The 20436-nt window shown below is 68.8% G+C and carries 21 protein-coding genes and 1 tRNA gene; 12 read left to right on the forward strand and 10 right to left on the reverse strand.

The window, feature by feature from the left end; translation table 11 throughout:
* Positions 1-113: 113 nt before the first annotated feature.
* On the forward strand, positions 114-1205 hold the full coding sequence (locus FJV46_RS02665) for an alkene reductase (protein ID WP_087031743.1): 1092 nt from the start codon (positions 114-116) through the stop codon (positions 1203-1205).
* On the opposite strand, the gene FJV46_RS02670 is transcribed toward FJV46_RS02665, so the two are convergent.
* Entirely contained in the window at positions 1202-1795 is a 594-nt protein-coding gene (locus FJV46_RS02670; RefSeq protein ID WP_179195234.1) for a hypothetical protein, read from the reverse strand. The two genes, FJV46_RS02665 and FJV46_RS02670, sit on opposite strands and share 4 nt — an antisense overlap.
* A gap of 125 nt (positions 1796-1920) precedes the next feature.
* On the opposite strand from FJV46_RS02670, the gene FJV46_RS15300 reads away from it, so the two are divergent.
* The gene (locus tag FJV46_RS15300; protein ID WP_170212718.1) at positions 1921-2070 is read left to right on the forward strand and encodes a hypothetical protein; all 150 of its coding nucleotides are present in this window, start codon (positions 1921-1923) and stop codon (positions 2068-2070) included.
* A gap of 96 nt (positions 2071-2166) precedes the next feature.
* Here the strand turns inward: FJV46_RS15300 and FJV46_RS02675 are convergent, their stop codons facing one another.
* The gene (locus FJV46_RS02675; RefSeq protein WP_087031746.1) at positions 2167-2376 is read right to left on the reverse strand and encodes a hypothetical protein; all 210 of its coding nucleotides are present in this window, start codon (positions 2374-2376) and stop codon (positions 2167-2169) included.
* A gap of 160 nt (positions 2377-2536) precedes the next feature.
* On the opposite strand from FJV46_RS02675, the gene FJV46_RS02680 reads away from it, so the two are divergent.
* From FJV46_RS02680 to FJV46_RS02690, 3 genes are all read left to right on the forward strand, one after another.
* Positions 2537-3691 carry a baeRF2 domain-containing protein gene (locus FJV46_RS02680; protein ID WP_087031749.1) on the forward strand — a complete coding sequence of 385 codons (1155 nt, stop codon included), beginning with the start codon at positions 2537-2539 and terminating at the stop codon, positions 3689-3691.
* Positions 3692-3694: 3 nt separating this feature from the next.
* A complete protein-coding gene (locus tag FJV46_RS02685) occupies positions 3695-5590 on the forward strand; it encodes a thiamine pyrophosphate-requiring protein (RefSeq protein ID WP_087031752.1) in 1896 nt (631 codons plus the stop codon).
* A 116-nt stretch (positions 5591-5706) separates the two neighbouring features.
* Positions 5707-7368: a catalase gene (locus tag FJV46_RS02690; protein ID WP_087031755.1), complete on the forward strand. Its 1662-nt coding sequence runs from the start codon at positions 5707-5709 to the stop codon at positions 7366-7368.
* A gap of 21 nt (positions 7369-7389) precedes the next feature.
* Here FJV46_RS02690 and FJV46_RS02695 read toward each other — a convergent pair whose 3' ends face one another.
* From FJV46_RS02695 to FJV46_RS02705, 3 genes are all read right to left on the reverse strand, one after another.
* Positions 7390-7665: a hypothetical protein gene (locus FJV46_RS02695; RefSeq protein WP_087031759.1), complete on the reverse strand. Its 276-nt coding sequence runs from the start codon at positions 7663-7665 to the stop codon at positions 7390-7392.
* 114 nt (positions 7666-7779) lie between these two features.
* Positions 7780-8697 carry an SDR family NAD(P)-dependent oxidoreductase gene (locus FJV46_RS02700; protein ID WP_087031761.1) on the reverse strand — a complete coding sequence of 306 codons (918 nt, stop codon included), beginning with the start codon at positions 8695-8697 and terminating at the stop codon, positions 7780-7782.
* Between the two features lie 17 nt (positions 8698-8714).
* Positions 8715-8906: a hypothetical protein gene (locus tag FJV46_RS02705; RefSeq protein WP_087031764.1), complete on the reverse strand. Its 192-nt coding sequence runs from the start codon at positions 8904-8906 to the stop codon at positions 8715-8717.
* A gap of 129 nt (positions 8907-9035) precedes the next feature.
* Between FJV46_RS02705 and FJV46_RS02710 the strand changes: the two genes are divergently transcribed.
* The 3 genes from FJV46_RS02710 to FJV46_RS02720 all read left to right on the forward strand — a co-directional run bounded on the left by FJV46_RS02710 (position 9036) and on the right by FJV46_RS02720 (position 11281).
* Complete coding sequence (locus FJV46_RS02710; RefSeq protein WP_087031767.1) at positions 9036-9539, forward strand: metallophosphoesterase family protein; 504 nt, start codon at positions 9036-9038, stop codon at positions 9537-9539.
* Positions 9540-9653: 114 nt separating this feature from the next.
* Positions 9654-10982: a multidrug effflux MFS transporter gene (locus tag FJV46_RS02715; protein ID WP_232008574.1), complete on the forward strand. Its 1329-nt coding sequence runs from the start codon at positions 9654-9656 to the stop codon at positions 10980-10982.
* A 98-nt stretch (positions 10983-11080) separates the two neighbouring features.
* A complete protein-coding gene (locus FJV46_RS02720) occupies positions 11081-11281 on the forward strand; it encodes a hypothetical protein (RefSeq protein ID WP_087031772.1) in 201 nt (66 codons plus the stop codon).
* Positions 11282-11353: 72 nt separating this feature from the next.
* On the opposite strand, the gene FJV46_RS02725 is transcribed toward FJV46_RS02720, so the two are convergent.
* Together FJV46_RS02725 and FJV46_RS02730 are read right to left on the reverse strand one after the other, a co-directional pair.
* Positions 11354-11430 (reverse strand) — tRNA-Thr (locus FJV46_RS02725).
* Positions 11431-11522: 92 nt separating this feature from the next.
* Positions 11523-12383, reverse strand: a complete 861-nt coding sequence (locus FJV46_RS02730; protein WP_087031775.1) for a DsbA family protein — start codon at positions 12381-12383, stop codon at positions 11523-11525.
* Positions 12384-12510: 127 nt separating this feature from the next.
* Between FJV46_RS02730 and FJV46_RS02735 the strand changes: the two genes are divergently transcribed.
* The 4 genes from FJV46_RS02735 (at position 12511) to FJV46_RS02750 (ending at position 17500) form a co-directional block, all read left to right on the forward strand.
* Positions 12511-14010 (forward strand): alpha,alpha-trehalose-phosphate synthase (UDP-forming), encoded by a 1500-nt coding sequence (locus tag FJV46_RS02735; protein WP_087031778.1) that lies wholly within the window; start codon positions 12511-12513, stop codon positions 14008-14010.
* Positions 14000-14782: a trehalose-phosphatase gene (otsB, locus tag FJV46_RS02740; RefSeq protein ID WP_087031781.1), complete on the forward strand. Its 783-nt coding sequence runs from the start codon at positions 14000-14002 to the stop codon at positions 14780-14782. The genes FJV46_RS02735 and otsB overlap by 11 nt, the downstream gene beginning before the upstream one ends.
* Positions 14783-14908: 126 nt before the next feature.
* Positions 14909-15997 (forward strand): ABC transporter ATP-binding protein, encoded by a 1089-nt coding sequence (locus FJV46_RS02745; RefSeq protein WP_087031784.1) that lies wholly within the window; start codon positions 14909-14911, stop codon positions 15995-15997.
* A 141-nt stretch (positions 15998-16138) separates the two neighbouring features.
* Positions 16139-17500, forward strand: a complete 1362-nt coding sequence (locus FJV46_RS02750) for a DUF4032 domain-containing protein (protein WP_087031787.1) — start codon at positions 16139-16141, stop codon at positions 17498-17500.
* A 56-nt stretch (positions 17501-17556) separates the two neighbouring features.
* On the opposite strand, the gene FJV46_RS02755 is transcribed toward FJV46_RS02750, so the two are convergent.
* The 3 genes from FJV46_RS02755 to FJV46_RS02765 all read right to left on the reverse strand — a co-directional run bounded on the left by FJV46_RS02755 (position 17557) and on the right by FJV46_RS02765 (position 20198).
* Positions 17557-18174, reverse strand: a complete 618-nt coding sequence (locus tag FJV46_RS02755; RefSeq protein ID WP_126130552.1) for a DUF4190 domain-containing protein — start codon at positions 18172-18174, stop codon at positions 17557-17559.
* Between the two features lie 99 nt (positions 18175-18273).
* On the reverse strand, positions 18274-19641 hold the full coding sequence (locus FJV46_RS02760; RefSeq protein ID WP_087032026.1) for an FAD-binding oxidoreductase: 1368 nt from the start codon (positions 19639-19641) through the stop codon (positions 18274-18276).
* On the reverse strand, positions 19641-20198 hold the full coding sequence (locus FJV46_RS02765; RefSeq protein ID WP_087031792.1) for an SRPBCC family protein: 558 nt from the start codon (positions 20196-20198) through the stop codon (positions 19641-19643). The genes FJV46_RS02760 and FJV46_RS02765 overlap by 1 nt, the downstream gene beginning before the upstream one ends.
* Between the last annotated feature and the right edge of the window lie 238 nt (positions 20199-20436).

Below are 20436 nucleotides of genomic sequence, written 5' to 3' on the forward strand. Positions count from 1 at the left end.
CGGCCGGGCAGGACCCACGGTGGGCGGCGTGACGAGCAGCACATGAGGAATAGCCTCCTGCGGTAGCCGGTTCCTGATCAGTAGGACCCACCCCCGTCAGGAAGCAGGACCACGTGAAGCTGTTCTCCCCCCTCACCCTCGGTACGCTCGAACTCCCCAACCGCGTCGTGATGGCCCCCCTCACCCGGGTGCGCTCCGGAGACGCCGGGATCCCGGGCGACATCGTCGTGGAGCACTACCGTCAGCGCGCGTCGCTGGGACTGATCGTCAGCGAGGGCACCTACCCGAGCCACGCGGGCCAGGGCTTCCCCGGGCAACCCGGCCTCGTCGAGGACGAGCAGCTCGCGGGCTGGAAGCGCGTCACCGACGCCGTCCACGACGACGGCGGCCGCATCGTGGCCCAGGTCATGCATGCAGGCCGCGTGACCCACGCCGACACCAATGGCGGCTACGAGGTCGTGGCGCCGAGCGCCATCGCCATCGACGGCACCACGCGCACGAGCACAGGCAAGCAGCCGTACCCCGTGCCGCACGCACTCACCACCGAGGAACTGCCCGGGATCATCGAGGAGTTCGTCACTGCCTCGCGCAGGGCGATCGACGTCGCGGGATTCGACGGCGTGGAACTGCACGGCGCCAACGGCTATCTCCTGCACGAGTTCCTCTCCCCCGAGTCCAACCAGCGTGACGACGCCTTCGGAGGATCGCCGGAGAAGCGCGCCCGGTTCGTGATCGAGCTGGTCCGCGCCGTGGCTGCCGAGGTGGGAGCGGACAAGGTGGGACTGCGCGTCTCGCCGGCCCACAACATCCAGGATGCCCTCGAGACCGAGGCAGCCGATGTGCATGCCACCTACGGAACACTCGTGGACGCGCTCGCTCCGCTCGGCCTCGCCTACCTCAGCGTGCTGCACGCCGAACCGACGGGCGAGCTCGTTCAGGACCTCAGGAAGCGCTTCGGCGGGCCCATGCTGATCAACAGCGGCTTCGGCGTCATCACCAACCGCGAGGAAGCCATCGCGATCCTCGAGGACGGCGTGGGCGATGCCGTCGTCGTCGGCCGTCCCGCCATCGCGAATCCGGATCTCGCCCGCCGCTGGCGTGAGAACCTCCCCGAGAACGAGCCGAATGCGGCGACGTTCTACTCGACCGGCGCGGAGGGCTACACCGACTACCCGTTCTACGACGGGACCGCGAACGCCAACTAGGTGATGTCTACCTGCAGGAAGGCGCTCCCGTCATTCGACGGGGGCGCCTTCCCGTTCCGGGCCCCGTGAGCTCGCGCGTGGAGATCATCCCGCGGTCCGTGAACGATCGCGTCCCCGGACCGCCTCCGGGAGCGCACCCAGTGCAGGAGCGCCCGGTGCCGCAGGACCAGCCAGCCCAGGAGGAGCGCCGCGGCGAGGTGGGTGTGCAGCATCAGCATTGCCTCGGGCGAATGACCCGTGGAGCCGGCGACGCCCACCGGCGGGGCCTCGACGTGATGGCCGGACACGCCGGGAGCGGCGGACGACGGACCGCCGGCCAGTCCGCCGAGGAGCCAGTGGAGGAGTTGCTGCGCAAGTCCCAGCAGGAGCAGCAGCGCCCAGCCCGGCAGCCTGCACCGGGTCACGAGGACGGCGGCCAGGACGCCGAGGGCGGCGAGTCCACCGAGGACGGCGAGACCAGGCACCGCTCCCCCTGCAAGTGCGTGAGCGCCCAGCCCCGCAGCCAGGGACGCGAGCCCCATCGCCGTCGCCCCGAGCAGCTCTCCCCGCTCGAGCGGGCGCCGCACCACGGCCGTGTCCTGCGTCGTCATGCCCCGATGGTAAGCATGCTGATGAGCCGGGGTCACGCGCTCATTGCCGGGTTATGCCTCGGCACGCAGGTCCGTAGACTGACACTAAGGGAGGTTACTTTCCCTCGAACCGAAAGGACGAGTGCATGTCAGAGCAGCCGAGCGACGACGACCGCATCCACGCCGAGGCGCCTGCCGAGGGCGACCGGAGCGCCGACACGGAAGACATCCGCGTGCACCCCGAAGCGCCTGCCGAAGGCGCGGACCCCGACGATACGGACGGGGCAGGCAGCTAGCAGCAGCCCACCGCACGCAGAACGACGGAAGCGCCGGCCCCCTGGCCGGCGCTTCCGTCGTTTTTTCACCAGACCCCTCGGACGACGGGCAGCCGTTCAGCGGGTCCCCTCGACGACCTCTCCGAACGGGACCTCCTCGGATGTCTCGGCGCCGCGATCGAGCGCCTGGTCGCTGATGAGGATGCCGTGCTTGCCCTCGGCGACCGACTGTTTCATGACCATCAGGACCGTTTCGGCGAAACCCTCGTCCTGGGCCTCGAGATAACGGACGTACGCGGGCGGGAATTTCTCGGGAACTGTCAGCATGCTGTCCACGCTACCAATCGCCACCCATGCGCAACGAGGCAATTTCAAGCCCGGCGCCGCTCGTCGCGGACCTTCTCACGGCGCGGCCGGGGTGATAGACCATAAGGGTCCTTAGTAAATGCGGCGCCGGCCGCCGCCATGACAAGACAGGGGATCCTTCGTGACGCACGTACTCAAAGACCACGCCCATCTGTTCGAACGGCCCGGTCCCTGGACCACCATCTACGTGGATGGCAGCACCGGTACCGTGGACGGCCTGGCGAGCGATGAGATCCTTCCCCGCAGCATCGCCCAGGAGATGAAGGCCGCGGATGCGCCGCCCGGGGACATCGAGGCGGCCGTCACCGCGCTCGCGCGCACGGCGAAGGGCCTGCCGGACCCCGTGACACGCTATCTCCTCGTGAACGACGGGACGGCGGTCGTCGACGAATTCCTCTCCGGCGACCTCGTCGGCCTCACGGTCACCGCGACGGGGCCCATCCCGGATCTGACACCGCTGGTCCGCCACAGCCCGGAGGACTTCGCCTACCTCGTGGCGGAGGTGGGACACCATGGCGGCGAGATCTACCTGCAGTATGCCGACGGCGACGAGCAGCACATCACCTCGGGGGCCCCTGCCTCCGACATCGAGGGTGACACGATGCACACCCGGAAGCTCGGCAGTGGTGGCTGGTCCCAGCGGAACCGGCAGCAGCACGCGGAGAAGGTGTGGAAGATGAACTCGCGTGAGGTCGCCTCCGAGATCGACCGCATCGCCGCGGAGCACGACGCACAGTTGATCGTGGTGGCCGGCGACATCCGGGCGCGGCAGCTCGTGGCCGATGAGGTCTCCCAGGAGTCGGCCGCGAAGCTCGGCATCATCGAGAGCAACACCCGGGCCGACGGCGCCGACGAGGAGATGTTCAACGAGCAGGTACAGGCCCTCGTGGCCCGCACCATGGCCGAGCGCCAGCAGACCCTGCTGGCGCGCCTGGCCGAGAAGGAGGGCCAGGGTACGCGCACGTCCGCCGTCGGCCGCGGCGCCGTCGTCACGGCGCTGCAGCAGGCCCAGGTCGAGTCCCTTCTCCTCGAGGCGACGGCCTGGGACGGGGAGACGCTCCTCGCGCTCGACGCCGCTCCCTGGGTCGCGGCGTCCGAGACCGAGACCGCGGGAGCAGTCGTGCTGGGAGAGGTGCCGGCCGTAGCTGCCCTGCTCCGGGCGGCAGCCCTCACCGACGCGGAGGCGACGATATACCCCTCCGGTGCACTCCAGGAGCGGCCGATCGCGGCCCTCCTGCGCTGGCCGACCGGACCCGACGCACCGACGGCGGCCTGAGCGATGACGGACGCAGCCGAAGGCACCCGCACGGACGACCGGGAGCCCTCGGGGTCGGTCGCCGACCTCGTGGTGCGCCGCCTGGCGTCCTGGCGCGTGGACAGGGTCTTCGGCTACAGCGGTGACGGCATCAACCCCCTCCTGGGCGCCCTGCGCAGGGCGGGGAGCCCGGAGTTCGTGCAGGCCCGCCACGAGGAGGCCGCCGCCTTCATGGCGGTGGCGCACGCCAAGTACGCGGGTGGAGCGGGGAGCCCGGAGTTCGTGCAGGCCCGCCACGAGGAGGCCGCCGCCTTCATGGCGGTGGCGCACGCCAAGTACGCGGGTGGAGTAGGAGTGGTGACGGCGACGCAGGGGCCCGGCGCGGTCCACCTGCTCAACGGACTGTACGACGCGCGGATGGACAGCGTGCCGGTCGTCGCCCTGGTCGGACAGCAGAGCCGGACGGTGCTCGGATCGGCGTACCAGCAGGAGATCGACCTGCCGGCCCTGTTCAAGGACGTCGCCTCGGAGTTCCTCCAGCAGGTCACCGATGCCGAGCAGCTGCCCATGGTCCTGGATCGTGCGTTCAAGGCCGCGCTGGCCACGCGGTCACCCGCCGTCGTGATCCTGCCGCACGATCTCCAGCAGGAGGCCACGCCCGCGACGCCCCACGAACACGGCGTCGTGCCGTCCTCGCCCGTCTGGTCCCTCGGGTCCGTCGCGCCACGCGAGGAGGACCTCCGCGACGCCGCCGCCGTCCTCAATGCAGGACGCAGGATCGCCCTCCTCGTCGGTCAGGGGGCTGCGCACGCGCAACAGGAAGTGGTCGCCGTCGCCGAACGGCTCGGGGCAGGCATCACCACGAGCCTTCTCGGCAAGCCGTACGTCGACGAGTCGTTACCCTTCTCGACCGGCACCATGGGCCATCTCGGCACCACGGCGAGCGCCTACCTCATGGACACGTGCGACACCCTGCTGATCATCGGATCGAACGATCCATGGACCGAGTACTACCCGGCTCCCGGGCAGGCCCGGGCCGTGCAGATCGACATCGATCCGAAAGCGATCGGGAACCGGTACCCGATCGAGGTGGCCCTCCACGGCGATGCCGCCGCAGCGCTTGCGGCCCTGCTCCTGCTCCTGCACGGCCGGCAGGAGCAGGACTACCGCACCGAGGTCGAGCAGGAGGTGGAGCGGTGGCACCGGATCGCCCTGGAGCGTGCGATGACGCCGGCCGATCCGGTGAATCCCGAACGCGTGGTGCACGAGCTGAACAGTGTGTTGCCGGAGGACGCCCAGGTGGCCGTGGACGTCGGCAGCTGCGTGTACTGGTACGCCCGCCAACTGCGCCTGCCGCGGGGTGTGCCCGCACACCTCTCGAGCACGCTGGGCTGCATGGGGGCGGGCGTCTCCTACGGGATCGCCGCGAAACTCGCCCGCCCGGACCGGCCCGTCGTCGTCCTCGTGGGCGACGGCGCCCTGCAGATGGCGGGGCTCGCGGAACTCATCACCGTCTCCCGGTTGTGGAAGGGCTGGGCGGACCCGCGCTTCGTCGTCTGCGTCCTCACCAACCGTGATCTCGCCGAGGTCTCCTGGGAACAGCGCGAGATGGAGGGTGAGCCGCGGTTCGTGGACAGTCAGGCGCTGCCGGACGTCGACGCCGCTGCCTACGGGCGGCTGCTCGGGCTCGATGGCGTGCGGGTCCAGGACCCGGAGCGGCTCGCCGATGCCTGGCATCAGGCCTTCTCCTCCGACCGCCCGTTCGTCCTCGACGTGGTGACGGACCCGAATGTGCCACTCCTGCCGCCCTTCCCCGCAGGAGCAGCGAAACTCGATGTCATGCGCGGCGCCCTCGCGTCCGAGCCGGACAGCAGCGCGGGCAGGCTGCTGAAGCGCTACGCGGACATCGAGGCCGGATAGGCGACCACCGAGGTTGCTGTTCACCCGCTGCCCGGGCAGCGGGTGAACGACGGATGCGGGGACCTCCGGGCCACCCCGCATCCGCGAGAACCAGGGCCCGACGTAAGGAGAATGCCATGACCGATGTCGCCAGCCAACCACCCGCCGAGGGTGACGACCGCGCCGTCCTGACCAACCGCCAGGGCCACCAGGTCTTCGACAACCAGAACTCCCGCACGGTCGGCGCCCGCGGCCCCGCCACGCTGGAGAACTACCAGTTCCTCGAGAAGATCAGCCACTTCGACCGCGAGCGCATCCCCGAGCGCGTGGTCCATGCCCGCGGTGCGGTGGCCTACGGCGAATTCGAGGCGACGGGCAGGTGGGGTGACGAGCCGATCGCCACCTACACCCGCGCGAAGCTCTTCTCCGAGCCGGGCAAGAGGACCGACGTCGCCATCCGCTTCTCGACCGTCATCGGCGGCCGTGATTCCTCGGAGGCCGCTCGGGACCCCCGCGGGTTCGCCGTCAAGTTCTACACCGAGGACGGCAACTGGGACCTGGTGGGCAACAACCTCGCGGTGTTCTTCATCCGTGACGCCATCAAGTTCCCTGATGTCATCCACTCCCTGAAGCCGGACCCCGTCACCTTCCGCCAGGAACCGGCGCGCATCTTCGACTTCATGTCGCAGACGCCGGAGTCCATGCACATGCTCGTGAACCTGTTCAGCCCCCGCGGTATCCCCGCGGACTACCGCCACATGCAGGGGTTCGGCGTGAACACCTACAAGTGGGTGGACGCCGGCGGCGGGACGAAGCTCGTGAAGTACACCTGGCAGCCGCACCAGGGCGTGAGGAGCCTCACCGAGGAGGACGCCGCCGCCATCCAGGCCACGGATCTCGGGCATGCGTCGAAGGACCTCTACGAGGCCATCGAACGCGGCGAGTACCCGAAGTGGGACCTGTACGTGCAGCTCATGGAGGACGGCGACCACCCGGAACTCGACTTCGACCCACTCGACGACACGAAGACCTGGCCGGAGCAGGACTTCGAGCCGAAGCTGGTGGGCACCATGACGCTGACCCGGAACGTGGCGGATCACCACAACGAGAACGAGCAGTTGTCGTTCGGCACCGGCGTGCTGGTCGACGGGCTCGATTTCTCCGACGACAAGATGCTCGTGGGCCGGACCTTCAGCTACAGCGATGCACAGCGGTACCGCGTGGGCCCCAACTACCTGCAGCTGCCCGTGAACTCTGCGAAGAACGCCTCCGTGCACACGAACCAGCGGGGCGGCCAGATGTCCTTCGCGACGGACCTCGCGCCGGATCAGAACCCCCACGTCAACTATGAGCCCTCCATCACCGGCGGGCTGAGGGAGGGTGAGTATCCGACGCACGACGAGCAGGGCCCCGAGATCCGTGGTCGCCTGACGCGCACGCGCATCCCACTCACCAACGACTATCTCCAGGCGGGCCAGCGCTACCAGCTGCTCGAGCAGTGGGAGAAGGACGATCTCGTGGGGAATTTCGTGACCCTGATCGGGCAGGCGGCACGCTCGGTCCAGGAACGCATGGTGTGGCACTTCTACCTGGTGGACGATGAGCTGGGCGCGCGCGTCGGGGAGGGCCTCGGCATCGGCCTCGACGAGGTGAAGGATCTGTCGCCGCTCGCGAGCCAGACACTCTCGGAGGAGGAACTGGCCCGGCTCGAGAACCTGGGGAAGAACGGCCCCCGGGACGTGACCGGGTTGACCATGACGCACTGCGTCCCGAACGAGCACGTCGTCGTCAGGCGCTGAGGCGGGCCTGCCGGAGGGCGCCTAGCGCCGGCGCCTTCCGGCGGCCTGCCTGCCGAGATGCAGGACCGCGGCCGCGGCGACGACGAAGGACAGGGCAACGACGACCAGCATGAGGTAGAGCAGCACGAGGGCGGTCATCGGTGAGGAGACGACATGCAGTATCCGGGGGAGTCCACCGAGCAACCCGACGGCCCAGAACAGCCCTACGCCCCCGAGCGCGTAGGCTGCGCGCCTCGGCTCGCGGTCGAAGCCCATGCTCCGGGCGCACTGTGCGAGGAGACCCTGCCATTGATCCATGCCTCCATCATCGGGGCCCGGACCGGATGACCCGACCCCGCCGCCTATCGTGTCGCTCACATTGACAGCAGCGGGCGCGCATGGTGAGCGGGACAGCGCCTCCACTCACCGGCGTCACCTGCGTGGCAGGCGGCGCAGCCAGGCGAGCCGTCGCCAGCCTCCCGTGACTCCCGTCTCCGAGCGATCGGCCACGGACAGATTGCCGTCCGTCGCGGGCGCGCGGTCTCCGGTGAGCGCGAGGGCAGGGTAGACGCGGGCGAGGACGGCCTCGTAGGCCGCCGGGGCGACGGCCCGGCCGTACACGGCCAGCGACTGCACGCGGCCCACCTGCGTGAGGCGGCGGGGGCTCCGCGAGACCCGGACGATGGCGCGGGCCACCCGCACCGGATCGGTCACGGGAGGCAGGGGCCTGACCCTCCTGCCCGTGTGGTTCGCCGCGTGCTGGTGGATGGGTGTGTCGATGGTCGCGGGAAGGACGGCGCACACATGGATGGCCGGATCGTTGCGCAATTCCATGCGGAGTACCTCGAGGAAGCCGAGCAGACCGAACTTGCTCGTGACATAGGGGCCGACGAGCGGAGAACTGATCCTCGAATAGAGCGACGCGACCGATACGAGGACACCGCGCCCCTGTCGGCGGAAGACGCGAAGTGCCGCGCGTGCCCCGTAGACCTGACCCTGGAGGTTGACGGCGATCAGTCGGTCGAACACCGCGGACGGCGTCTGCTCGAAGGTGCCGAAGCTGTACAGCGAGGCGTTGCCCACCCAGACGTCGATGTCCCCGAAGCGCTCCACCGCCGCGTCGGCGAGAGCGTCGACCTCCGCTTCCGAGGAGACATCGGTGGGCACGGTGATCACCGTGGCTCCCCTGGCGCGGCATTCCGCACCGACGGGCTCCAACGTGGCGGCGTCCCGCCCCGCGAGCACGAGCTGAGCACCGTCCGCGGCGAAGAGCCGCGCCGTGGCCCGCCCGATCCCGCTGGACGCGCCCGTGATGACCACCGTCTCCGCCGTCGTCCGCTCCGCCCCCATGGGTCTACCCGCCGGGGCTAGCCCCCGAAGCCCCCGAGGCCCGGGATCTTCCCGAGCAGGTCCTGGGGGTTGATGCCGAACTTCGCCAGGAGGTCCGCGTGCTGCTCGGGATCAACCGTGTCCGGCAACGCAGACTGGGCCTCGTCCGCGCGATCGTCCTTGCCCTGGCTCTTCAGGAGGTCGATGATCTGTGACTTGTCGATCTGCATTGGGTGCCTCCTTGCGGCGGTGACCGCCGATTGGTAAGTGTGCTGATGAAAGCATGGCACAGGATCGGGCACCGTGTCACCGGACCGGGTACGCCGGCAGCGGGGACAGCCGACGGGCAGAATGGCACCATGTCGCTCTCACTGACGATCCTCGCGGACACTCACCTGCCCAGGCGGGCACGAGCCCTGCCCTCCGCGGTGTGGGCCGCTGTCGAGGCCTCCGACGTCGTCGTCCACGCGGGCGACTGGACGGAAGCACCGCTGCTGGACGAGCTCGAGGCACGGGCACGGCGGCTCATCGCCTGCTACGGAAACAACGACGGCGCCGATCTCCGGGCGCGCCTCCCCCTGGTCGCGAGGGCCGAGCTGGACGGCGTGCGCCTCGGCGTGGTCCACGAGACCGGACAGAGTCAGGGCAGGGAGGCACGGATGGCCGCGCTGTACCCCGATACCGATGTCCTCGTCTTCGGCCACAGCCACATCCCTTGGGACACCACCGCACCCTCGGGCCTCCGGCTCCTCAACCCCGGCTCCCCCACGGACCGCCGCCGCCAACCGTTCTGCACGTTCCTCACGGCCGTCATCGACGCCGGGACGCTGACCGTGGCCACGCACCGGCTGCCGCCGCGCTGATCCGCGCTGATCCGCGCTGATCCGCGCTCCGCTCCGGTGTCCACACTTCCGGCCGTTGCGCCGGGTGTCCTGCAGATCTGTTCGTTCGGTCGATCGATTGCCTACGGTTGAGGGGTGAGTACCGCGAAGACCACACCCCGGAGCACCACGGACAGACGCTCGACCATCGGCTGGATACTGATGCTCGGAGCCCTCGCGGCACTGCCCGCCGTCACCACGGACATGTACCTCCCCTCCCTGCCCGTGGTCGCCGAGGATCTCGGGGCCACGCAGGCGGCAGCGCAGTTCACCATGTCCGGGATGCTCCTGGGTGCCGGCGTGGGCCAGCTCGTGATCGGCCCCTTCTCCGACCGCTTCGGCCGCCGGCTGCCCCTGCTCATCGGCATCTCTCTGCACGTCGTGACCTCCCTTCTTTGCTCCATCACGCCCGACATCGGCACACTGATCGGACTCCGGATAACCCAGGGATTCTTCAACGCCGCGGCGTCGGTGGTGGCGATCGCCGTCATCCGGGACCGCTTCGTGGGATCAGACGCCGCACGGCTGCTCTCACGCCTCATGCTCGTCATCGGCGTGGCCCCGCTGTTCGCACCCACCATCGGTCAGGCCATTGCAGGGGCATGGCAGTGGCGGGCCGTCTTCTACGCCCTCGCCCTGATCGGGCTGGCTCTCGTGCTGATCGTCTGGCGCTTCATGCCGGAATCGCTGCCCCGCGAGCAGCGCCGTCCCGGCCGCCCGCGGCAGGTGGCCGGCGGCTATGCGTCCCTGCTCCGCGACCGCCACTTCATGGCCCTCGCCGTCATCCCCGGTCTGGGGCTCGCCGTGATCATGAGCTACGTGGTCGGGTCGCCCTTCGTACTCCAGGACCAGTACGGGCTGAGCCAGGCACAATTCGCCGCCGTCTTCGCCCTCAACGGAGTGGCGATCGTCGGGTCCGCACAGCTCAACGCAGCGCTGGTGCGTCGCGCTGCACCGATCCGCATCCTGCGGGTGGCCGCCGTCGTGCAGATGGTCTGCGCCCTCATCCTCCTCGCGATCGTGCTGACCGGTTTCGGGGGGATCGTCGGGTTCGTGGCCGGGCTCTGGCTGGTCCTCGGGACGCAGGGAATGATCCCCGCCAACGCCTCCGTGCTGGCACTGCACCACTATGGGCACATGGCGGGAACCGCTGCGGCGGTGATCGGGGCCCTGCAGTCCGGCGTAGCGGGCCTGGTGAGCCCCTTCGTCGGCCTGCTCGGCGGGGACTCGGTGGCCATGGTGTGCGTCATGCTGGCAGCGGTGTCCCTCACGCTGGTGGTCCTCGCGACGGCCACGCCCGCCTACCGCACGGGCGGTTGGCGGGAGCTGGACGGCATGGAGCCGGGTACGACGACGAGCGTGGGGCAGACGGAGGAACGGGAGGCCGAGCAGGTGGAGGCGCAGGGCCCGGACCAGCGAGGATAGGGCGCGGCCGGCACGGTGACTGACAGCGGGACCCCACTCTGGGACAATGGAGCACCGCAACGGCGCGAAGCCCGCTGTCCCGTGACGAGAGGAGCACCATGACTGTCCTGCAGCTAGCTCTCGTCATCGGCGCCGGCATCGCCGTCTGGCTCCTCGCCGTCGTGCTGATCGTGGTCTGGGTGATGGGCATGAGCCGGAACACGGCGGTGGACGAGGAGAAATTCCGCCGTGATCTCCAGCGGGACAGAGCACGGGCGGCGCGCAAGGCGGCCGAGAAGGCGGACCGCACCTCGGCCTGAGACCGCTGTGGCCTGAGGTTGCCGACGTGCCGGGTGCGGGCGTCCAGCGGCGGACGGACCGCGTCGGGATCGTGGAGCCCCCTGTCGGATTCGAACCGACGACCCCCGCTTTACAAGAGCGGTGCTCTGGCCAACTGAGCTAAGGAGGCGTGCTGGCCCGGCCAGCCGGCGCCGGCCGTCCCCCATGCGGAGGTACGGCGAGCGCACACCAAGGTTAGCCCAGCACCGGCACTGCGGGAAATCAGCCCTGCGCGTCCAGCTGCTCCTGGACCGCCGTGTCGAAGTCGGCGACGGCGTCGGGCACCAGTGCGCCGTCGACATAGACGGTCGGCGTGCCGCCGACCGCCGCTGCCTGGGCTGCTGCCGTCGTGTACTTGACGAACGGTCGGTAGGTGCCGTCCTCCACGCAGGCTGAGATGTCCCCCGCGCCCGCTTCGTCGGCGAGCGCCACCAGCCCCTCGTCGTCGAGCTCGCCCTGCTCGTAGTGCGCGAACAGCCGCTGGTTGAAGTCGAGGTAGGCGCCGGGAGCGGAGTCGGCCACGCAGGCCGCGGCATTGGCACCCCGCGATGAGTAGTCGGTGCGGCTGGCGCGATCGAGGAAGGCGACCGTGCGGTACTCGAAGGTGATCTCACCGGCGTCGAGCCACGCGCCGATCCGGTCGGCATGCTGCGCCTCGAAGTCCGCGCAGTGCACGCAGTTGACGTCGACGTACGCGACCACCTGCAGGGGCCCACTGGACACCTGGGTGATCCCGTCCGGCACCGTCCCCTCCGCCGCGGGCTCGGCAGGCAGGGACGCGGTATCCACCGAATCCGTGCCGGTGGGGGCCGTCTGCGTGGTGGACAGCAGGGTCACGCCGCCCTGGGCGTTGCCGCCTTGCGGCGCGGGCCCGGCGTCGGGGATCTGGCCGCGCACGTTGTTGACCACCACGACAGCGATCAGGGCGACGACGATCAGGGCCGCCAGGACGACACCCCACTTGGCGAGCAGTCCGTGACGGCGCTCCCTGCGCTGCTGCTCCTCGCGTGCGGCCTTCTCGCGGTCGCGGGCTGCTGCAGTACGTTCTGCTTTCGTCGGCTTGCGTGCGGGAGCGGGCGCCATCGGTCCTCTTCGTCGGCTGTACGGGGGCCCAGTGTATCGATCCGACCTGCGCGATCCCCACGCGGCCCCACTCCCACCCGGTGACGGCGCGACCGGCTAGAGTCGGGAGCGAGACCCCACTACTGCGATGGAGCCAGTTTTGAGCGCAGCACAGCCTTCCACCACGCCCGGCGTGAAGTCCTCCTTCTCCGCGGACGGCTCCTTCGGGGACTTCGACTTCATCGTGGTCTCCAACCGGCTCGCCGTGGACCGCGTGGTCGACGAGCACGGCGAGAGTTCCTGGCGGCGCTCGCCCGGCGGGCTGGTGACCGCCCTGGCCCCGGTGATGGCGAAGGCCGACGGCGCCTGGGTGGGCTGGCACGGCGCCCCCGACGAGACACTCGAACCCTTCGACGAGGCGAACATGCGCCTCGTCCCGGTCCCTCTGAGCGCGGAGGAGGTGGAGCTGTACTACGAGGGCTTCTCGAACGCGACCCTCTGGCCGCTGTACCACGACGTCATCGCTTCCCCCGAGTTCCACCGCACCTGGTGGGACTCCTACCGCAGGGTCAACGAACGCTTCGCGCAGGCGACGGCGTCCGTTGCTGCGGAGGGCGCGACGGTCTGGGTGCAGGACTACCAGCTGCAGCTGGTCCCCAAGATGCTGCGGCAGGCGCGACCGGACCTCAAGATCGGCTTCTTCAACCACATCCCGTTCCCTCCGCTGGAGATCTACGCGCAACTCCCCTGGCGGCGACAGGTCATCGAGGGTCTCCTCGGAGCCGACCTCATCGGCTTCCAGCGTCCGAGCGATGCGAGCAACTTCCTGCGCTGCGTCCGCCGCTTCAAGGGCTACACCATCAAGGCGCAGCAGGTGCAGGTCCCTGAGGGCGACGACGGCGTCCCCGCGTACGCCTCCCGTGCCGAGGCGTTCCCCATCTCGATCGACACGGCGTCGATCACGGAACTCGCGCAGCGCCCGGACGTGATCGAGCGGTCCCGGGAGATCCGGCGGGAGCTGGGCGATCCTCAGCACATCCTGCTCGGTGTCGACCGCCTGGACTACACCAAGGGCATCGGTCACCGGCTCAAGGCCTACGGTGAACTGCTGGAGGACGGCGCCATCACGGTCGAGGACGCCGCTCTCATCCAGGTCGCGAGCCCGAGCCGCGAGCGCGTGGAGCAGTACCGCATTCTTCGGGAGGACATCGAGGGCGCGGTCGGCCGGATCAACGGCACGCACGACACCATGAAGAACACGGCGATCCGCTATCTGCACCACAGCTACCCGGTCGAGGAGATGGTGGCCCTGTATCTGGCCGCCGATGTCATGCTGGTCACCGCCCTGCGGGACGGCATGAACCTCGTCGCCAAGGAGTACGTGGCGGCCCGCACCGGCAACACGGGCATGCTGGTCCTCAGCGAGTTCGCGGGTGCCGCCGACACCCTGCGCCAGGCGATCCTCGTCAACCCGCACGACATCGACGGACTGAAGAGCGCCATCGTCTCGGCGATCTCCATGCCGAAGACCGAGGCCATGCGGCGCATGCGGCTTATGCGGCGCCAGGTGGTCCACAACGACGTCGAGCGCTGGTCCCAGGCCTTCCTCAACGCACTGCACGCGGGAAGCCCCGAGCATGGCGCTTAATCCGGACCTGCGCGCGGCCCTCGCGACACTCGCCGCCACGCCCCACCTGCTGGTCGCCCTCGACTTCGACGGGACGCTCGCCCCGCTGGTCGAACGCGCCGAGGACGCGCGGGCCCTCCCTGCGTCGGGTACCGCCCTGCGGGCCCTCGCCGCGCTTCCCGGCACCACGACGGCGCTGATCTCCGGCCGCGCCCTCGACAGCCTGCGGGTGGTGGCCGAACCGCCCGAGGACATGATGATGATCGGCAGCCACGGGGCGGAGACCTGGACCGGGCCGGACGGCGCTCCCCTCGCCCTGACGCCGGAGCAGGCCGGGTTGCTGGCGCGCGCCGTCGACGTCGTCGAGCGCACGATCGCGGCCCACCCGGGCACCCGGATCGAGTTCAAGCCCGCCGGGGTCGTCCTCCATACGAGAACGGCGACCGACGACGTCGCCGACTCGGCGGTGGCAGCAGCACGTGCGGGCCTCGAAGACCTCGCCGACCTCAGCATCACCGACGGCAAACGCGTCCTCGAGATCTCCGTCATCAAGGCGGACAAAGGCCAGGGACTGGCCCTCCTCCGCGAGACCACGGGCGCCACGGCGGTCCTTTTCGCGGGCGACGACGTCACCGACGAACATGCGCTCCGGACGCTCCTCCCGGACGACGTCGGCATCCGGGTTGGTCCGGGAGGGACCGCCGCCCGGTTCACCGTGGCCTCCCCGGAGGACTTCTCGGAGGTGCTCTCCGAACTGGTCTCGCTCCGCACCCAGGTGCACCCCGCAAACTAACGTGTCATACTACGGGGGCGTGACCAACGTCACCGGTACTGCTGATCGGCCACGCGAACAACTGAATATTTTCCATTCACTACGGATCGTCGGGCACGTACCTGCCCGTGAAAAGGAATCAACACCATGGCAACGGTAACGTTTGACCAGGCCACGCGCCTGTACCCGGGCACGGAGAAGCCCGCCGTCGACAAGCTCGACATCGATATCGCCGACGGCGAGTTCCTCGTCCTCGTCGGCCCCTCAGGTTGCGGCAAGTCCACCTCGCTGCGCATGCTCGCCGGCCTCGAGGACGTGAACTCCGGACGCATCCTCATCGGCGACCGCGACGTGACGGACGTCCCGCCGAAGGATCGCGACATCGCGATGGTCTTCCAGAACTACGCCCTCTACCCGCACATGTCGGTCGCCGACAACATGGGCTTCGCCCTGAAGATCGCGGGTGTCTCCAAGGAGGAGCGCGCCGAGCGTGTCCGCGAGGCGGCAAAGCTCCTCGACCTCGAGGACTACCTCGACCGCAAGCCGAAGGCTCTCTCGGGTGGGCAGCGCCAGCGCGTCGCCATGGGTCGCGCCATCGTGCGTAACCCCCAGGTGTTCCTCATGGATGAGCCCCTCTCCAACCTGGACGCCAAGCTCCGCGTGCAGACCCGTACGCAGATCGCGTCGCTGACCCGCCGCCTCGGGGTCACCACGGTCTACGTCACCCACGATCAGGTCGAGGCCATGACCATGGGTGATCGCGTCGCGGTCCTCAAGGACGGCATCCTCCAGCAGGTCGACACCCCCCGCAACCTGTACGAGCGCCCCAAGAACGTCTTCGTGGCCGGCTTCATCGGCTCGCCCGCGATGAACCTCCTCGAGCTGCCCGTGACCGACGGCGGTGTCATCTTCGGCGGGATCGTCTACCCGGTCCCCGGGAGCGTCCTCGACGCGGCAGCCGGCAACACCGTGACGCTGGGTGTCCGCCCCGAGGATCTCAAGCTCGCGGACAACGGAGCGGGCCTGCAGGTCGAGGTCGACGTCGTCGAGGAACTCGGCGCCGACGCCTACATCTACGGCCACACCACGCTGGACGGCAAGGACCACGACATGGTGGTCCGCGTCGATGGTCGCCGCCCACCGATGAAGGGCGACACCGTCTACGTCCGTCCCGAGCAGGGCCACGTGCACCTCTTCGACACCCAGAACGGCCTCCGCCTGGCCGATTCGGTCTAGCCCCACTCGGGTTCAGCACCACGCACGACGACGGTGGCGTCCACCGGGCATCCTCTGGAAGCCTGGCGGGCGCCACCGTCGTCGTTGACGGCATCTACCCTTGATGCAGGCCCCTTCCCGCCCCGACCCGGAGGCAGCACGATGACCGAGACCTCGAACGCACAGTGGCATGACGAGCCGACCGACTACGACCAGGCGGGCAAGCTCCCGCGGATGCGCCCTGCCTCCGCCGAGAGCCCGAGCTTCGGCTCGCTGAACATCACGGCGGCGGCCACCGACCCCGAACTGCTGGATCTTCCCTGGCACGTGGCGCTGGAGCAGTGGCCCGCGAGCGCCCTCGCCGCTCTTCCCCGCGGCATCTCCCGGCACATCGTGCGCTTCGCGCACCTGGGCGGCTCGGTGATCGCCGTCAAGGAGACCAGCGAGCACATCGCCCGCCACGAGTACCACATGCTGCGCAAGCTGCAGCGGCTGGATGTGCCCTGCGTCGAACCGGTCGCCGTCATCTCCGGACGCACCACACAGGACGGCGAGGAACTCGACCCCGTGCTCGTCACCCGGCACCTGAAGTTTTCTCTGCCCTACCGCGCGCTCTTCTCCCAGACACTTCGCCGCGACACGCTCACCCGCCTGATCGATGCGCAGGCACTCCTCCTCGTACGCCTCCACCTCATCGGCTTCTACTGGGGGGACGTCTCGCTCTCCAACACCCTGTTCCGCCGTGACGCGGGATCCTTCGCCGCGTACCTCGTCGACGCGGAGACCGGCGAGCTGTACCCGGAACTCTCGACCGGGCAGCGCGAGTACGATCTCGAGATCGCCCGTGTGAACATCGCCGGCGAGCTGATGGACCTCGCCGAGGGCGGACTGATCGAGGAGAAGGTCGACCCCCTCGCGACCAGTGAGCTGATCATGGACAGCTACCGCAGGCTGTGGATGGAGCTGACGGAGAAGGAGTCCTTCGAGCTCGGGGAACGCTGGCGCGTCAGCGCCCGCATCCGCCGCCTCAACGAACTCGGCTTCGACGTCGAGGAGTACGTGATCAAGACGGCGGCAAACGGCACGCAGATCCAGCTCCAGCCGAAGGTGGTCGACGCCGGGCACCACAGCCGCAGACTGCTGCGGCTGACCGGGCTCGACGCCCAGGAGAACCAGGCCCGCCGCCTGCTCAACGACATGGACGCCTACCGCGCGGACAACAATCCGACGCTCGACGAGGAGTTCAGTGCCCACCTGTGGGTGAACGAGGTATTCGAACCGATCGTGCGCGCCGTGCCGCGCGAACTGAGTGGGAAACTCGAACCCGCCGAGGTGGTGCACGAGGTCCTGGAGCACCGCTGGTACATGTCCGAGCGTGAGGACCGGAACGTGCCGATGGCCGAAGCCGTGCAGTCCTACCTCGACAACGAGCTGCGGCACCGCCGTGACGAGGCGGAGATCATGCTGACGGCCGATTCCAGGACCATCGGCATCGATGAGGACTCGGAGTACGGCGACAACTAGTCCGCCATGACGAAGGGCCGACAGCCATCGGCTGCCGGCCCTTCAGTTCGTGCCGATCAGGGGCAGGTAACCGTCTGCCCCTGGACGGTGACAGTCCCACCGGAGGCGACACCTTCGCACGCTTGAGCCACTTCCTGGATGAGTGGAGCGGCCGCAGCGATGAGCCCGACAATGAGGATCAGGCCGATCGTGAAGAGAACACCGATGATGATGCCGGCGAGGGCGAACCCGTTGCCCATCCTGGCCTTCCGCGACTTCACGAACGCCACGATGCTAATGATCAGACCCACCGGCGCGATCACGATGGCGAGGATGAAGCCTACGATTCCGAGCGTTCTCCCGGGGTTCTCCGCGACCTGTCCCTGGTAACCCTGATTGCCCGGGTAGTTGTTGCCGCCCTGGTGACCGTATGGGGACTGCGACTGCTGGCCGTACGGCGATGCGCTCTGCTGGCCGTACTGCGGCTGGCTCTGACCGTCGGGCAAGCTCTGACCGTACTGCGGCTGGCTCTGACCGTCGGGCAAGCTCTGGCCGTACTGCGGCTGGCTCTGACCGTCGGGCAAGCTCTGACCGTACTGCGGCTGGCTCTGACCGTCGGGCGAGTTCTGGCCGTACTGCGGCTGGTTCTGGCCGTCGGGCGACCCGCCCTGCGATCCTGGATTGTTGTCAGACATGGCGCTCCCCATCGTGGTGGTGGAAGTGCCGGTAGATCCGGCAGTTTCCAGAACATTATCATCGGGCAGAGGAGGCCTCCTGGCACTCCCGGACAACGATCAGGAGACGATGGCTTTTCCAGGGTTGAGGATATCGAGCGGGTCGAACACCTGCTTGATCCGGCGCTGCAGGTCGAGGACCTCGACAGCCTGCTCCCAGCCCAGCCACCGTCGCTTGTACTGTCCCACGCCGTGTTCACCCGTGATGGTGCCACCGAGAGCAAGCGCCGAGCGGACTGATTCATCGAGGGCCTGCTCGAGACGTTCCTCGGCCTGCGGACCGTCACTCCGCTGCACCCAGAACGTGGGATGCAGATTGCCGTCCCCAGCGTGAGCGACCACCTTCAGGTGGACGCCGTGCCGCGCGGCCATCGTTTCCAGCGCCGCAACGTAGTGGACGAGCTGCGACTTGGGCACCGCCACATCCTCGCCGACCCTATAGACGTCCTCGACCGCGTCCCCCCGGCTGTGGCGACGGAGGTCCACCAGTCGGTCGGCCTCCTCCGATCCCTCGTCGCTGACCTGAGCCCCGAGCCCCACGAGGACGTCGCGGATGGCCTGGGCCTCCGCAGCAGCACCGAAGCCATCCGTCTGAACGAGCAACAGCGATCCGCCGTGCGACCGCAGATCGGAGCCGTGTGCGCCGTCGAGCGCTTCGAGCGTCCTGCCGTCGAGAAGCTCGAGGATGGCCGGTTGGACCCGTGCCCGCCCGATCGCGAGCACACCCGCCGCCGCCTGCGGGAAATCATCGAAGTAGGCTGCGAGCGTGCGAATGTCCCGCGGCAGGTACCGCAGGCGGACGGTGATGCCGACCACCACGCCGAGTGTTCCCTCCGAGCCTGTCATCAGGGCCGTGAGATCGTACCCGGCCACGCCTTTGAACGTACGGTGTCCTGTTGTGATCAGAGTGCCATCGGCAAGCACCACCTCCAGGGCGAGCACCGAGTCACGCGTGACGCCGTACTTCGCACACCGCAATCCTCCGGCGTTCGTGGCTACGTTCCCTCCGATGGTCGACCATCGGTAGCTCGCCGGATCCGGTGCGTACATGAGCCCGTACTCCGCGACCGCAGCGTTCAGGTCCGCGTTGACAACTCCCGGCTCGACCACAGCCGTCTCATCGTCCGGATCGACCGAGATGATGCGATTCAACCGCTCGAGAGAGAGGATCACGCTGCCCGGAGTGGCGTTGGCCCCTCCCGACAGTCCCGATCCAGCCCCGCGGGTGACGATCGAAACACGGTGTGCCGTCGCCCACCGCAGGACGGCCTGCACCTCGTCGACAGAGCGTGGGCGCACAACTGCCACGGGACTCACCGTTTCGACGACGGGCCCCTGATCCTGCGAATACATCGCCAGATCCTCCTGGCTGGTCGAAACCGCTCCGGGATGTGCCTCGCTCAGCACGGCGAGGGCCTCCGCCTGCATCACGAGCCGCCCATGAAGCGCCGATAGCGGCCCAGCGCGACGGGCCAGAATTCTTCATAGAACCGGTACAGGTCGCTGGGATCCGATTTCAGCCAGCCGCCGTGAGTGAGGACCAGCGACGTCGCGTCAGCCCCGCCCTCCTGGCGATCAATCACTGCCGCGACCTGCTCTTTGCCGTCCCGCCCCCCATCCCCGCGAGGCATCGGCCCTGCTTGCTCAGCGGGTCCCATCTCGAGGCGAACCAGCGTCATCAGATCAACTCCCACATGGCGCCAGGTCAGCTCCAGCCACTGCCCGGGGACACCGTCCGCCCTCTCCCCCCAGACATTCTCGTCGTCCTGTTCGGAAGTCTCCACGAGAGCGCTGTCCTCCAGATCGAAGAAGCTTCCTTCTCCCCATCGACTGAGCTGATCGGCGGGCCACCAGAGATGGAGATGCTCGGTGAGGCCCGCCCATGCGTGGTCCACCGGGGCGGGCACCATCACGGACGCTGTCAGTGCAGGCCGGTCAGCTGCATCGGTATCCGGCTCGGCGGGGTGGGAGAACAAGTCGCTCATGCACCGACCCTACCGTTGCGTGGCGGGTGTGAGTGGTTGGGGGTGCTGGTTCAGCCTCCCCGCGCTGGATTGGGTGTGGAGTGCCATCCGGGTGCTGCCGGCTCAGTGGGTGGGTGGGTGGTTAAAGGGGTGAGGCCCCGCACCTGGTGGTGTGGGGCCTCAGCCTAATGGTTGTCCGGCGGTGTCCTACTCTCCCACACTCTCTCGGGTGCAGTACCATCGGCGCTGTGGGTCTTAG

The organism is Arthrobacter agilis (assembly GCF_006494655.1).
Classification (GTDB): domain Bacteria; phylum Actinomycetota; class Actinomycetes; order Actinomycetales; family Micrococcaceae; genus Arthrobacter_D; species Arthrobacter_D agilis.

Coding starts and splice junctions, on each gene's coding strand:
- FJV46_RS02700 (WP_087031761.1), bottom strand. CDS start 8,697: ATGGGGGCGGAGCGGACGACGGCGGAGACGGTGGTCATCACGGGCGCG.
- FJV46_RS02765 (WP_087031792.1), bottom strand. CDS start 20,198: ATGAGCGACTTGTTCTCCCACCCCGCCGAGCCGGATACCGATGCAGCT.
- FJV46_RS02755 (WP_126130552.1), bottom strand. CDS start 18,174: ATGTCTGACAACAATCCAGGATCGCAGGGCGGGTCGCCCGACGGCCAG.
- FJV46_RS02705 (WP_087031764.1), bottom strand. CDS start 8,906: ATGCAGATCGACAAGTCACAGATCATCGACCTCCTGAAGAGCCAGGGC.
- FJV46_RS02735 (WP_087031778.1), top strand. CDS start 12,511: ATGGAGCCAGTTTTGAGCGCAGCACAGCCTTCCACCACGCCCGGCGTG.
- FJV46_RS02685 (WP_087031752.1), top strand. CDS start 3,695: ATGACGGACGCAGCCGAAGGCACCCGCACGGACGACCGGGAGCCCTCG.
- FJV46_RS02675 (WP_087031746.1), bottom strand. CDS start 2,376: ATGCTGACAGTTCCCGAGAAATTCCCGCCCGCGTACGTCCGTTATCTC.
- FJV46_RS02710 (WP_087031767.1), top strand. CDS start 9,036: ATGTCGCTCTCACTGACGATCCTCGCGGACACTCACCTGCCCAGGCGG.
- FJV46_RS02730 (WP_087031775.1), bottom strand. CDS start 12,383: ATGGCGCCCGCTCCCGCACGCAAGCCGACGAAAGCAGAACGTACTGCA.
- FJV46_RS02690 (WP_087031755.1), top strand. CDS start 5,707: ATGACCGATGTCGCCAGCCAACCACCCGCCGAGGGTGACGACCGCGCC.
- FJV46_RS02720 (WP_087031772.1), top strand. CDS start 11,081: ATGACTGTCCTGCAGCTAGCTCTCGTCATCGGCGCCGGCATCGCCGTC.
- FJV46_RS02670 (WP_179195234.1), bottom strand. CDS start 1,795: ATGACGACGCAGGACACGGCCGTGGTGCGGCGCCCGCTCGAGCGGGGA.
- FJV46_RS15300 (WP_170212718.1), top strand. CDS start 1,921: ATGTCAGAGCAGCCGAGCGACGACGACCGCATCCACGCCGAGGCGCCT.
- FJV46_RS02745 (WP_087031784.1), top strand. CDS start 14,909: ATGGCAACGGTAACGTTTGACCAGGCCACGCGCCTGTACCCGGGCACG.
- FJV46_RS02695 (WP_087031759.1), bottom strand. CDS start 7,665: ATGGATCAATGGCAGGGTCTCCTCGCACAGTGCGCCCGGAGCATGGGC.
- otsB (WP_087031781.1), top strand. CDS start 14,000: ATGGCGCTTAATCCGGACCTGCGCGCGGCCCTCGCGACACTCGCCGCC.
- FJV46_RS02750 (WP_087031787.1), top strand. CDS start 16,139: ATGACCGAGACCTCGAACGCACAGTGGCATGACGAGCCGACCGACTAC.
- FJV46_RS02760 (WP_087032026.1), bottom strand. CDS start 19,641: ATGCAGGCGGAGGCCCTCGCCGTGCTGAGCGAGGCACATCCCGGAGCG.